General features: G+C 71.2%; 11 protein-coding genes. 5 read left to right on the forward strand and 6 right to left on the reverse strand.

Translation table 11 applies throughout. The features are described from left to right. Positions 1-158 precede the first annotated feature (158 nt). Positions 159-1670 (forward strand): threonine/serine exporter ThrE family protein, encoded by a 1512-nt coding sequence (locus tag EDF19_RS00005; RefSeq protein WP_123678934.1) that lies wholly within the window; start codon positions 159-161, stop codon positions 1668-1670. A gap of 17 nt (positions 1671-1687) precedes the next feature. On the opposite strand, the gene EDF19_RS00010 is transcribed toward EDF19_RS00005, so the two are convergent. After that, complete coding sequence (locus EDF19_RS00010; protein WP_123678935.1) at positions 1688-2371, reverse strand: TetR/AcrR family transcriptional regulator; 684 nt, start codon at positions 2369-2371, stop codon at positions 1688-1690. Positions 2372-2537: 166 nt separating this feature from the next. On the opposite strand from EDF19_RS00010, the gene EDF19_RS00015 reads away from it, so the two are divergent. Then, the gene (locus EDF19_RS00015) at positions 2538-2861 is read left to right on the forward strand and encodes a hypothetical protein (RefSeq protein WP_123678936.1); all 324 of its coding nucleotides are present in this window, start codon (positions 2538-2540) and stop codon (positions 2859-2861) included. A 115-nt stretch (positions 2862-2976) separates the two neighbouring features. On the opposite strand, the gene EDF19_RS00020 is transcribed toward EDF19_RS00015, so the two are convergent. After that, entirely contained in the window at positions 2977-3876 is a 900-nt protein-coding gene (locus tag EDF19_RS00020; protein WP_123678937.1) for an SDR family oxidoreductase, read from the reverse strand. A gap of 138 nt (positions 3877-4014) precedes the next feature. On the opposite strand from EDF19_RS00020, the gene EDF19_RS00025 reads away from it, so the two are divergent. Next, a complete protein-coding gene (locus EDF19_RS00025) occupies positions 4015-4776 on the forward strand; it encodes a hypothetical protein (RefSeq protein ID WP_123678938.1) in 762 nt (253 codons plus the stop codon). Between the two features lie 6 nt (positions 4777-4782). Here EDF19_RS00025 and EDF19_RS00030 read toward each other — a convergent pair whose 3' ends face one another. The 3 genes from EDF19_RS00030 to EDF19_RS00040 all read right to left on the reverse strand — a co-directional run bounded on the left by EDF19_RS00030 (position 4783) and on the right by EDF19_RS00040 (position 8543). Next, positions 4783-5565, reverse strand: a complete 783-nt coding sequence (locus EDF19_RS00030; RefSeq protein WP_123678939.1) for an endonuclease/exonuclease/phosphatase family protein — start codon at positions 5563-5565, stop codon at positions 4783-4785. A 35-nt stretch (positions 5566-5600) separates the two neighbouring features. Beyond that, a complete protein-coding gene (locus EDF19_RS00035) occupies positions 5601-7112 on the reverse strand; it encodes an LCP family protein (protein ID WP_123678940.1) in 1512 nt (503 codons plus the stop codon). Between the two features lie 78 nt (positions 7113-7190). Continuing rightward, positions 7191-8543 (reverse strand): MFS transporter, encoded by a 1353-nt coding sequence (locus tag EDF19_RS00040; protein ID WP_123678941.1) that lies wholly within the window; start codon positions 8541-8543, stop codon positions 7191-7193. Between EDF19_RS00040 and EDF19_RS00045 the strand changes: the two genes are divergently transcribed. Continuing rightward, on the forward strand, positions 8484-10892 hold the full coding sequence (locus EDF19_RS00045; protein WP_395859239.1) for an FAD-dependent oxidoreductase: 2409 nt from the start codon (positions 8484-8486) through the stop codon (positions 10890-10892). The two genes, EDF19_RS00040 and EDF19_RS00045, sit on opposite strands and share 60 nt — an antisense overlap. Before the next feature lie 29 nt (positions 10893-10921). Then, positions 10922-11698, forward strand: a complete 777-nt coding sequence (locus EDF19_RS00050) for an IclR family transcriptional regulator (RefSeq protein WP_123678943.1) — start codon at positions 10922-10924, stop codon at positions 11696-11698. A 125-nt stretch (positions 11699-11823) separates the two neighbouring features. Here EDF19_RS00050 and EDF19_RS00055 read toward each other — a convergent pair whose 3' ends face one another. Next, entirely contained in the window at positions 11824-12474 is a 651-nt protein-coding gene (locus tag EDF19_RS00055; protein ID WP_123678944.1) for a GntR family transcriptional regulator, read from the reverse strand. Positions 12475-12479 lie beyond the last annotated feature (5 nt).

Genomic DNA, 12479 nt, shown 5'->3' on the forward strand with positions numbered 1-12479 from the left:
CACCTCCCGCCCCCCCCGCGCGCCCCCCCCCCCCCCCCCCCCGGGCGCCGCGCCCCCCCCCCCCCCCCCCCCCCCCGGGGGGGGGGGGGCCCCCGCGCCCCCCCCGCCTCCAGTGTCCGTACTGGTCGCGTGCAGAGCACGCCTGGCACCATGGCGGGATGGCCGAGCAACACTTCCCCGGCGTCCCCAAGCCGGGGCGTCCCCCTCGGCCCCGACGGCGCAGCCTGGCGCAGCACGATCTCCGTGACGCACGTGCGCGCCTGCGCGGCACGATCTACGAACACGTCGAACCGGACGCCCGCGGGCGTGACCAGTACTCAGCCACCCAGATCGTCGACTTCTGCCTCGACCTGGCCGAGGTGATGCTGGCCTCCGGCGCCGACACCCGCAGTGTCGAGACGGCCGTCGTCGCGGTGTCGACGAAGTGGAACCTGGCCCCGCTCGACCTCGACTTCTCCGGCAGCTCCGTGACGATCCAGTACGCGCCGGCCGACACCCCGCCGCTCGTGAAGTTCCGCACCGTGCGCTCCGACGGCTCCGACCTCGACCGGCTGGCTCGCGCGAACCACATCGTCGACGACCTGATCCACGACCAGCGGGACATGACCTCCGGCGTGAGCGCCCTCGTCGCCGTGCTCCGGATGCCGCCGCGGTGGCCCATGTGGCTCTCCGACATCGGCCTGTCGGTCCTCGGGATCTCGATCGCGATGCAGGCAGGCGGAGGGTGGCGAGCCGGACTCGGAGCCTTCGTGCTCATGCTCGGCATCATCGTGTCCGGGCGCTGGCTGACCGGCCGTGGCTACCCGCAGTTCTTCGTCTCGGGCGCGCAGGGTGCCGTCGCGTCGGCGCTCGGCACGCTCGCGATCTGGGCGGACGTGCTCGACCCCGGGGGCGCGGCGACGATGGTCGCTGCCCTCGTGGTGCTCCTGTTGCCGCACCCGTCGCTCGTCACGTGGGCGCAGGACGCGATCTCCGGGTTCCGGGCGATGGCCGTCGCGCGGGCCTTCTACATCGGCCTGATCATCGCGGCGATCGTGGTCGGGGTGCCTGCGGGCATCGCGGTCACGCACTGGCTCTCGATCGAGGTCGATCCGTCCGGCATCGTCACACGGACCCTGCCGCTCTGGGCGTCGCTGGCGCTCACCGTCGTGTCGGCCGGGGCGAACTGCTTCGTGCAGCAGGCGAGCGCCCGCGTGATCCCGGTCGCCGTGGTCTTCTCGGTGGCGGCCGGGGCCGCGCTGTGGGGGCTGCGACAGCTCGGCATCCCGCTCCTCGGAGCGACGTTCCTGGCGGCGGTGCTGCTCGGCGTGCTGTCGACCTACGCCGCGGTGCGGATGCGGACGGCGGTGGCGGCGATCGCGGTGCCGGCGTTCTGCGGGGCACTGCTCCCCGGCGTCGCGGTGTCGAACGCGCTGCTGAACTTCATGTCGGGATCGTCGAGCGCGGCCCTCGACTTCGTCGCCGCGGTGTCCGTCGCGCTCGGGATCGGCGCGGGACTCGTGCTCGGTGGGCTGTTCGCGACACCAGGTGCCCGCCGTGCGCTCCGGCGGTCGCGTCGGGTCGTCGTGCACTCGGTCCACAACGACACGACGGCGCTGCGGGTCATCCGGGACACCGGGTACGACCCCGGCAACGGCTCGGTGCCGCGCGGGTCACGCTCCGGCGCCTGAGCAGCAGCGCGCTCGGGTCAGATGTCCCAGCTGCCGTCGTCGCCGTCACCCCAGGTCGCGTGGCGACGGGCGGCCTGCGGCTCGTAGCGCTCCATCCAGCCGCGCTCGAGTCGCGCGACGGCCCGGTCGAACGCCGGGACGAGGTCGAGGTCCGAGCGCAGGAGCGCCTGCAGCTGCAGGCCCTCGTACAGCGCGATGAGCTGCTCGGCCCCGCGGCGGGGCTCCATCGTGTGCGGCGCCCGGCCGACGGCGACGTCGTGCTCGAGGCCGCGCTTCACCTGTGCGTAGAAGAGCTGGTAGCGCGACCGGAGGTACGGCGCGATCGGGTGCGCCGGGTTGCCGGCGACGGAGAGCAGGGCGACGAGGAGGCGCATCAGCGCGGGGTCCTCGGCGTTCGAGGCGACGATCGCGCGGAGCAGCTCCACGGTCGAGCCGTCGCCGACCTCGCGGGTGACCTCGTCCATCCGGCCGCCGTTCCAGCGGTCGACGGCAGCGAGGACGAGTCCGTCCCAGGACGGGAAGTGCTGCTCGAGCTCCTCGACGGAGATGCCGATCCGCTCGGCCACGTGCACGGCGCGTGCCTCGTGGAACGGGACGTCCCGGAGCAGGTCGACGGTGGCGCCGACGATCATGATGCGGAGGTGCAGTGTCGCCGCCGCGGCCGCTGCGGCCTGCGTGTCGGCGCTGGTGTGTTCGAGCATCGTGCCCTCCGTCGTCCCGGACGTCCTGTCCGTGTCACCCCGATCTCGGGGCATGTCCATCCAAACGCAGAACGGGGGCCACCAGAATCCCCGGTCCGGGTGTCGGCATCAAGGGGGACACGGCCTTCCCCAGCGCGTTCGCGGGGATCCGTGTGACGATGCCGGGATGACCCCGAACGACCCCACCGCGCAGGGACTCGCGACCATGGCATCCGCCGGCTTCGAGTTCGGCGGCGACACCGACCAGGTGGCCCACGACGTCCGCACGATGTGGGAGCAACTCGGGCGACCGGTGGGCGCCTTCGACGCGGCCGCCCGAGCGATCGCCGTGCTGCCCCAGCGTCCGGAGGTCCCGATCGCGGACCAAGCCCGTCGCCACGAGTTCGAACGGGCGATCGGCATCAACCCGGTCGAGGTCGAGCTCGCCGCGGCGCTGTCCGCGCGGGAGCTGCTCGAGCGGATGGCCCGGATGTGCAATGCCCCCTGCTGATCGCCGCCACGCGTCCACGCTGACGCGGGCGCGGCCCGCGGACGCAACCCACGGACGCAACGGGAGGCGCGGTGCCAGCTGGCACCGCGCCTCCCGTTGCGTCGTCTGGTGCGCGCTACGGCGTCGGCATCCCGCCGTCGACGTGCAGCGTCTCGCCGACCACGTAGGACGACTCACCGCTCGCCAGGAAGACGTAGGCCGGCGCGAGCTCGGCCGGCTGACCCCAGCGGCCGAGGTAGGTCTGCTCGCCCGCAGACGGCAGCGCCTCGGGCGGCTGGCCACCGGCCGGCTGCAGCGGCGTCCAGATCGGACCGGGCGCCACGGCGTTGACGCGGATGCCCTTCGGTGCGAGCTGCGCCGCGAGGCCCTTGGCCAGGTTGTTCACGGTCGCCTTCGTGGCCGCGTAGTGCACGAGGTGCGGTGACGGCGCGTACGCCTGGATCGACGTCGTGTTGATGATCGTGGAGCCCGGCTGCAGGTGCGGCACCGCGGCCTTCGTGATCCGGAAGGTCGCGTAGGCGTTCGTCTTGAAGGTCTCGTCGAACTCCTCGTCGGAGATCTTCGTGATGTCGTCGACGTTCTGCTGCTTGCCCGCGTTGTTCACGAGGATGTCGAGTCCGCCGAGCTGCTCGACGGCGTCCGCCACGAGCTGCTCGCAGACCTCGAGCGAGGTGATGTCGCCCGGGAGCGCGACGGCCTTGCGACCGGCGGCCTCGATGAGCCCGACGATGCGGTCGGCGTCCTCCTGCTCCTCGGGCAGGTATGAGATCGCGACGTCGGCGCCCTCGCGGGCGTAGGCGATCGCCACGGCGGCGCCGATACCGGAGTCGCCACCGGTGATGAGCGCCTTCCGGCCCTCGAGTCGGCCGGAGCCGCGGTACGTGTCCTCGCCGTGGTCGGCGGGCACGTTCTCCGCCATCTCCTGGTCGGTGCCGGCGCCCTCGAGGTACTGCTCGTCGGGCTTCTTGTCGGCGTACATCTCGGTCGGGTCCTGCATCGTGTACTGGTCCGTCATGGGTGTCACGGTACGCATCCGTCGAGCAACGCCCGTCCAGGAGCCTGTCCCCCGGAGAAGGTCACGGTCCGGTGACGGGCAGGACCCGATTCGGTAACACCCGTCGTTCTTCGCGGACCGGGGCCGTACCGTCGAACGGTGACCCCTCGGACCCTGCTGGCGCTCAGCGCTGCCGTGCTGGCCTTCTCGGCCGGCGCACTCGCGTTCGACGGCTCCGTGGGCACTGGCTCGGGAACCGCCGTCGCGGCCGAGGCGACGCACGACTCCGCACGGGTGCATGTCTCCAACGCCAAGCTCCGCCGCGTCGACTCGATCGAGCTCGACGCCGAGTCCCTGGTGCTGCGCAACGGGCGGAAGACCGTCGTGGAGTCCTCGATGCGCGACTCCGGCCTCACCGTCGGGCTGCTTGACCGGCTGCTCGGTACGCCGTCCCGCACCCAGACCGCCGAGGGCGACGGTGGCGCCTGCTTCCCCGCCGGCACCACGTACACGTGGGGCGGGGCGATCCGTGTCGCAGCGCTGAGCACCGACGCGCGGGCGGGCAACGCCGTCGAGATCCGGGTCCTCCGTGACCAGGTGCGCAGCCGCACCGGCAAGCAGATCGAGCTCACCGGACCGGACGGCGTGCAGGTCGGCGACGACATCGCGGACGAGATCGCCGACGCGTCACCGGCCGAGCGCGTCTCGTTCGGCTCGGCCGACTCGCGCGCATGGCAGCTGCTGCTCGAGACCGGGTGGGCACCCGGCGACGAGTCCGACGACGACCCCGACGACGACGCTGGCGACTCCGACGGCGGCTCCGCCCGGTCGGGGACGAACGGGGTGTCGGCTCTGACGAACGAGACGACGGTCACGGTGCTCGGGTCACCGATGCCCGTGCACGCCGAGCGGACCTGCTGACGCGCCTCAGATGCGCAGGGTGGCGACGACCGGGAAGTGGTCGCTCGCGAACCACGTCTCCGGGCCGTCGTGGTCGATCACGACGCGGTCCACACCGCTGATCCCCCGCGTGAGCACCCAGTCGATGCGCTCCCTGCTGTCCACCGGCGGCTCCCAGTCGTTGAACGTCGCGGTCCGGTCGTCCGGGTCCCCGGCGACGACCCACGCGTCGCTGAACCCGGCCTCGGCGAACACCCGCGATGCGGTGCCCGTACCGGCGGGCTCGTTGCAGTCACCGGCGAAGACCACCGGGCCGGTGTCCCCGGCGAGGCGTTCGACGATGAGCGCCGCGCTCTTGCCACGGACCTCGTCGCCGTGCGCGCCGAGCTCGTGGTCCAGGTGCGTCGTGACGACCGTGAACGCCGCTCCCTCGGCGTCGAGGAACCTGGCGTGGTTCGCGATGCGCGGGTACAGGCTCTCCCAGGTGTTCGAGACGGGCTCGTCCGGGGTGTCGGACAACCAGAACGATCCCTCGTCGGCCGGGCGGAACCGGTCACGCCGGTAGAACACCGCGGCGTACTCGCCCGCCGTGCCGCCCTCGCGCCCCTGCCCGAGGTCGGCGTGGCCGGGCAGTCCGGCGCGCAGGTCGTCCATCTGGTGTGCGAAGGCCTCCTGCACGCAGAGCAGGTCCGGGTCGTGCCGACGGATGACGTCGAGGACGACCGGGAGTCGTGCCGGCCAGTCGTGCGCCGGATCGGGGTTCTTGATGTTGTAGGTCATCAGGGTGATCGGGCGCTCAGCGGTGCTCACCCCACGAACCTACCGACCCGTTCCCCCGCCGGTCCTCAGTTGATGCAGGTGCCCTCGGTGCCGTAGTTGTGCACGTCGGTCGACTTCGCCGTCGGCTCCTTGGTGGCCTGCTTGCTCGGCTTCGAACCGGAACCGGACGAGCCGGAGCCCGAGCCGCTCGCGGGCGTCGACGCTGCGGCGCTCGGCTGGGTCGCGGCCTTGGCGGTCTTGCCGTCGGTGCCGAGCACGAGCGTCACACCGGAGACCGCGCTCGTCCGGACCGCGACGGCCCCGGGCACGGCGGCGGCGATCGCCTTCGCCTGCGACTCCTGGCCCGCCGGGTACTGGACCTGGGTGACCTTCGTCGTCTCGGAGGAACCGGCGGGTGCGACCTGGAACCCACGGCTCGTCAGGACCTGACCGGCCGTGGTGGCCGCCCCTTCGACGCCGCTGCCGTTCAGCACGGTCACCGAGGTGTTCGCCGGCTGGGCGCGACCGGCCTTCGCGTACGCCGCCGGTTCGCCGACCAGACCCTGGACGAAGGCGGGCAGCCCGACGGTGTCGACCTCGACGATGGACAGCGCGGAGCCGTTCACGTAGATCGTCGGCGTGCCGAGGGTCGGGATCGTGGCGGACTGGATGTTCGCGGGTCGCAGGTTGCGCATCTGCGATGCGAGGTCCAGCAGGTTGGTGTCGGTCTGGATCGAGCCGCCGACCGCCTTGAGGATGTTGCCCATCTTCACCGGGTTGAGCAGCGTGCCCGCCGAGGTGACCTTCCGGGCCTCCTGCGACAGGAAGTACTGCTGGCGCACGTTGCGGTCGAGGTCGCCGTTCGGCAGGCCCTTGCGCTGGCGGACGAAGGACAGCGCCTCCTTGGCGTTGAGCGTCGACTTCCCCGCGGGCAGGTCGACGCCGGAGTCCTTGTCCTGGGCAGCCTGGTTGAGGCAGACCTCGACCGGGCCGAGCTCCTTGACCACCTGGTAGAAGCCGAGCAGCGAGACGCGGACGTAGTGGTCGATCTGCAGACCGCTGAGGTTCTCGATGGTCTTGATGAGCATCTTCGCGCCACCGGTGTCGCCGCCGCCGTTGAGCGTGCCGTAGTAGAAGGCGCTGTTGAGCTTGCCCTTGCCGACGTCCGGGATGTCCACGTACGAGTCACGCGGGAACGAGATCATCGTCGCCTGCGAGCCGTCGGCGCTGATGTGCAGGACGATCATCGTGTCGGTGTTCGTCGCACCGCCGTCGGACGTCGTGCTGAGTTCCGCCATCTGCTCGGGGGTGGCGTTCTCCGGCCGGTGGTCGTCGCCGACGAGCAGGATGTTCTGCGCGGTGCCGTCGACGTCGTCCTTCACGTCCTTCTTGCCCGTGATCGCGTTGACGATCGTGACGCCGCCGGAGAACTGGTTGTAGGCGTAGGCCGCGTACCCGCCGCTCAGCAGGACGGCCATCGTGAGCACGCCCGCGATCGCGGGGAAGACCACGCCCGCTCGTCGCTTCTGGCGCCCGTGGCGCGGCGTCTCGGTGCCGCGGCGCGCGGGCTCCGTCGTCTGCTCGGGTTCGTTGCTCACCGGGAAACCATAACCGGCGTGTGCTCGGGGGACATGCAATGCGCCTGGAAGGTCACCGCATGCCCCCTGTCACCGCTCTCACTCCGCGACGAGCCGCTGCTTGTTCGTCTCGCGTGCGCGGAGCACCGTCACACCGGTGATCGCCGCCGCCGCCATCACGTAGAACGCGGGGGCGAACGTGTTGCCGGTCGCCGTGATGAGCCACGTGGCGAAGTACGGCGTGATGCCGCCGAACAGTGCAACGCTGATGTTGTAGGCGATGCCCATCGAGCCGTACCGGATGGCCGTCGGGAACAGCTCGGCCATCGCCGCGCTCACGGCGCCGTCGAACGCCGCCATGAAGAGCCCGAGCAGCACCATCGCTCCGGCCGCCGCCCAGAAGTTGCCGGCGTCCATGAGCATGAGCGTCGGGTAGGTGAGCACCAGGAAGCCGCCGCAGCCGGCGAGCATGACGGGCTTCCGGCCGATCTTGTCCGACAGCAGTCCGAAGAAGGGCACGAGGCCGGCGATGACGATGAAGCCGATGACGACGACCCCGTACGACACGAGCGGCGAGTACCCCAGGTCGGCCTGCAGGTACGACGGCATGAAGGTCTGCAGGATCCAGTGCCCGACCGCCTTGAGGACGACGAACCCGACGCAGAACAGCAGCGCCTTCCAGCCGGTGCGGAGCGAACGACGCAGCGGGTTCCGCGCGAGCTCGCCCTTCGCCTTGAGCGCCCGGAACTCGGGGGTGTCCTCGAGCTTCGACCGGAGGTACAGCCCGACCAGGCCGAGCGGCAGCGCGATGAGGAAGAGCACGCGCCACCCCCACGACTGCAGGGCGTCGTCCCCGGCGAGCGCGGTGAACAGGAAGACGAGCCCGCCACCGACGATGAAGGCCGCGAAGCCGAACACGTCGATGAAGCTCGTCACGAAGCCGCGCCGGTTCGACGGTGCGTACTCCGCCAGCAGTGTCGTCGCACCGGCTCCCTCGCCGCCGGCCGCGAACCCCTGCACGAGGCGCACGACCACGAGCAGGATCGGGGCGAGCAGCCCGACGCTCTGGTACGTCGGCAGGATCCCCATCACCGCGGTCGCGCCGCTCGTGATGAGGATCACGGTGGCGAGCGTGGTCTTCCGGCCGACGCGGTCACCGAGTGATCCCCAGAAGAGGCCGCCGAGCGGGCGCATCACGAAGCCGGCGCCGAACACCGCGAACGCGGAGAGCAGCGCCACCTGGGGGTCGCCCTGCTTGAAGAAGTAGAGGGAGATGACCGTGGCGAGGGTGCCGTAGAGGCCGAAGTCGAACCACTCGACGAAGTGTCCGACGCCGGCGGCGACGATCACCTTCCGCATGCTCTGGCGGCGGGCGTCGTCGCCCAGTGCCGCGTGGACGTCGGGGGCGGTCGCGGCATCGGCGCTGCCGCGCGTCCGGGTTCCGTCGCTCATGGGTGGACCTCACACTTCTTTGTCGAGAGTTGGTTGACGATAGCACTCGCCGGGCACACTTTGCCACACAGTGGGAAAGGCATGCCAGCAAGTGATACCGTCGGCCCCATGCAGTCCCGTGAACAGCACCACGACGTCGTGGTCGTCGGAGGCGGTCTCGCCGGAGTCAGCGCCGCGGTCGCCGCCGCGCGCCTCGGCTCGAGCGTCGCCCTCGTCACCAACCGCCCGGTCCTCGGCGGCAACGCCTCGAGCGAGATCCGCGTGTGGGTGGTCGGCGCGACCGCACACGGCACGCAGCGGTTCGCCCGCGAGAACGGGATCATGGGCGAGCTGTTCCTCGAGAACCAGTACCGGAACCCGCAGGGCAACGCGATCTACTGGGACCAGGTCGTGCTCGACCTCGTCCGCGCCGAGCCCAACGTGCACCTGCACCTCAACACGGACGTGCGCACCGTGCGCACGTCGGACGAGGACGGGGCGCCCCGGATCACCTCCGTCACCGGCTGGACCATGGGGTCCGAGATCGAGACGACCTTCACGGCTCCGGTGTTCCTCGACTGCACGGGCGACGGCCTCGTCGGGGCACTCGCCGGCGCCGAGTACCGGATCGGGCGCGAAGGGCGCGACGAGCACGGCGAGGAGTGGGCGCCGGCACAGGCCGACGACGAGCTCCTCGGCAGCTCGCTCTTCTTCTCCACGCACGACACGGGTCGCCCGGAGAAGTTCGTCCCGCCGTCGATCGCCGTCGACCTCGCGACCACGCCGATCCTGGCGAACCGGGCGATCCGGACCGGTGACAACGGTTGCAACTACTGGTGGATCGAGTGGGGCGGGGAACTCGACACCGTCACCGAGAACGAGCACATCCGTGACGAGCTGTGGGGCGTCGTCTACGGCATCTGGGACCACATCAAGAACTCCGGACAGTTCGACGCCGACACCCTGACGCTCGACTGGGTCGGCGCGATCCCCGGCAAGCGCGAGTACCGGCGGTTCGTCGGAGACCACACCCTGACCCAGCAGGACCTGCTCGAGCAGCGGACGTTCCCGGACACGGTGGCCTTCGGCGGCTGGTCGATCGACCTGCACCCGGTGGAGGGCGTGTACGCCGAGACGGCAGGTGCACAGCAGCGGTACACCGACGGCACCTACGACATCCCGTTCCGCTCGCTGTACTCGGCGAACGTCCGGAACCTGCTCGTCGCCGGCCGGAACATCTCCGCCTCGCACGTGGCCTTCGGCTCGACACGGGTGATGGCGACCTGTTCCACGCAGGGTCAGGCGGCCGGCACCGCAGCCCACCTCGTGGCCCGGCACGGCACCACACCGCGGCAGCTCGGCACCGAGCACATCGGGATGCTCCAGCAGACCCTGCTGCGCGAGGACGCCCCGCTCGTCGGGGTGCGCGCCGACGACGCGTCGGACCTCGCCCGCAGAGCCCGGATCACCGCGAGCAGCGAACTGACGACGATCGACACCACCCCGTGGGCGACCGACGACCGCTTCGAGCTGGACCGTGACGTGGCCGTCGTGCTGCCGGCCGATCCGGGCCTCGGCACGATCCGCATCCGCACCGAGGCCGACGAACCGACCGCCCTGACCGTCGAGCTCTGGACGACCGGCAAACCGCAGAACTACGCGCCGATCGACCAGGTCGCGACGCACACCGCGCACGTCGGGGTCGGCGCCGACGAGGCCGTCGTCGACCTCGCGTACACGCCGGACATGCCGTGCAACGCCGTCGTCGTCGTGCGTCGGGCTGCCGGGGTACGCCTGGTGCTCACCGACGGACACCCCTACGGCGTGCTGGCGCTCCGCTCCCGCACGGCCGACGACGAGCACTTCGACGACCACATCCCGGAAGAGGCCGACCAGCCCGTCACCGACTGGGAGGCGCGCGCCCTGCGCGGACGCTCGTTCGCGATCACCGCAGCCGGCGTGACGGACGCGTGGCGGGCCTCCAGGGTGACCGACGGGTACCAACGCCCCTTCGGCGGACCGCACATGTGGTCGTCCGAGGCCGGCGCGGGCGCGACCCTGACGCTCGACTGGGCGGAGCCCGTCGACGTGCACGAGGTGCGGATCATCTGGAACGACGACGTCGACGCCGACCTCATCAACCTGCACCACCACCGCACCCCGTGGGACGCCGTCCCGACGCTCGCACGCGACTACCGGGTCGACGTGTGCGTCGAGGGCACCTGGCAGACGGTCGCCGACGTCGAGGCGAACCGGCACCGGCACCGCGTGCACGACGTGCCGCGGGTCCGGACCACGGCCCTCCGCATCGTGGTGACCGCGACGAACGGATCACCCTTCGTCACCGCGAGTGCCGTGAAGGTCTCCTGACGACGGCCGAGACGGTCCACAATGGGCGGATGGCGACCACCCCTCCGAACCAGAGCATCGAACGAGCCGCGGCCGTCCTCGGCGCTCTCGGTGCGGCCGACGGTGCCGTGCGCGCCTCCGACATCGCGCGTGCGATCGGGTTGGGGACCTCGACTACCGGACGGCTCCTGGCGACCCTCGAGTCGCTCGAGTACGTCCGCCGCGACCCGGAGACCCAGGCGTACTCGGTCGGCCGCGCGGTGCTCGAACTCGCCAGCCAGGGGCTCAACCACAACCCGGTGCACCGGGAGTCCCGTGCCGCGGCGCAGGAACTCGCGCACCGGGTGGGCCTGACCGCGAACGTCGGCGTGCGGGACGACGCGTCCTGCATCTACCTCTGCCACTTCGAGGGCTCGCTCGCGCCGAAGTCGCACACCATGATCGGGATGCGGCAGCCGCTGCACGCGTCGGCGCTCGGCAAGGCGCTCATGCTCGACCTGACGCAGGCCGAGCGGCAGGAGCTGCTCGGGGACGACCTGGCGCGCTACACGGACCACACCATCACGTCGCACGACGCCCTGACCGCCGACCTGGCCGCCTCGGCGAAGCGGGGGTGGTGCGAGGAGAACCAGGAGCTCGCGCTCGGACGCTTCTGCATCGCGGCGCCGATCCGGAACGCGTCGGGACGCATCGCTGCGGCACTGTCGATCTCCGGCCGGGTGACCCAGCTGCGGGACCGCGACCTGGACTCGCTGGCCGAGGACCTCATCGAGGTCGCCGACCGCATCAGCGTCGGCCTCGGGATGATCAGCGCCGTCGCCCACTGACGCGGACGAGCGTGCGGACGCACGCGGACGAGCGTGCGCACGCACGCACAGGGCGGACGGGAGGCCCGTGGCGGCGTCGCCACGGGCCTCCCGTCCGTTTGGTGGTCGCGCTGGGCGACGGAGCGCTACGCGCGGGACGGCAGCAGGTGGATGGCCTCCATCGCGAGCTCGGCCGCGATCGGGTTTTTCGCGAGCACCGCTGCACGCAGGTTGTCGAGCTCCGGCAGGATCGCCTCGGCCGGCACGAGCTCGGCGAGTTCCGGCACCCGGAGCTTGAACGACAGCCCGTCGGTGGTGGAACGGCAGAGCGCTTCGAGGGACGCGTTGCCGCAGGCGCCGGCCCACATCGAGTAGATGCTCGCACCGTCGCGGGCGACCTTCGACTGCTCGCTGGCCTCGACCCGGGTCCGGACCTCGTCGAGCATCTTCACGATCTTCTTGCGCTCCGATTCGGTGAACCGGGGCACGGCGAGGCGCACGACGCCGCCGTAGATGACCCCGAGGGTGCGGTACGCGTCGAGGAGCTCGTCCTTCGTCGGAGCCGCCACCCGGGTGTACCGGTTCGGGGCCATCTCGATGAGACCGGCACGGGCGAGCTCGGCGAGGGCTTCACGGATCGGGGTGCGGGAGACCCCGAGCCAGGCGATCAGGTCGTCGTCGTTGAGCCGTTCGCCGGGCTCGAGCGTGCCGTCCATGATCGCGTCGCGGATCTTGTCCTGCACGGTGTCACGGAGGAGCTTGCGCTCGGCTGCGGGCTGCGTCGAGGGAACTGGCATGTGCC

The organism is Curtobacterium sp. PhB115 (assembly GCF_003752025.1).
Classification (GTDB): Bacteria; Actinomycetota; Actinomycetes; order Actinomycetales; family Microbacteriaceae; genus Curtobacterium.

Excerpts from the sequence above, each read along its gene's own strand:
- EDF19_RS00005 (WP_123678934.1), top strand. The coding sequence starts at position 159 with ATGGCCGAGCAACACTTCCCCGGCGTCCCCAAGCCGGGGCGTCCCCCT.
- EDF19_RS00010 (WP_123678935.1), bottom strand. The coding sequence starts at position 2,371 with ATGCTCGAACACACCAGCGCCGACACGCAGGCCGCAGCGGCCGCGGCG.
- EDF19_RS00015 (WP_123678936.1), top strand. The coding sequence starts at position 2,538 with ATGACCCCGAACGACCCCACCGCGCAGGGACTCGCGACCATGGCATCC.
- EDF19_RS00020 (WP_123678937.1), bottom strand. The coding sequence starts at position 3,876 with ATGACGGACCAGTACACGATGCAGGACCCGACCGAGATGTACGCCGAC.
- EDF19_RS00040 (WP_123678941.1), bottom strand. The coding sequence starts at position 8,543 with ATGAGCGACGGAACCCGGACGCGCGGCAGCGCCGATGCCGCGACCGCC.
- EDF19_RS00050 (WP_123678943.1), top strand. The coding sequence starts at position 10,922 with ATGGCGACCACCCCTCCGAACCAGAGCATCGAACGAGCCGCGGCCGTC.
- EDF19_RS00055 (WP_123678944.1), bottom strand. The coding sequence starts at position 12,474 with ATGCCAGTTCCCTCGACGCAGCCCGCAGCCGAGCGCAAGCTCCTCCGT.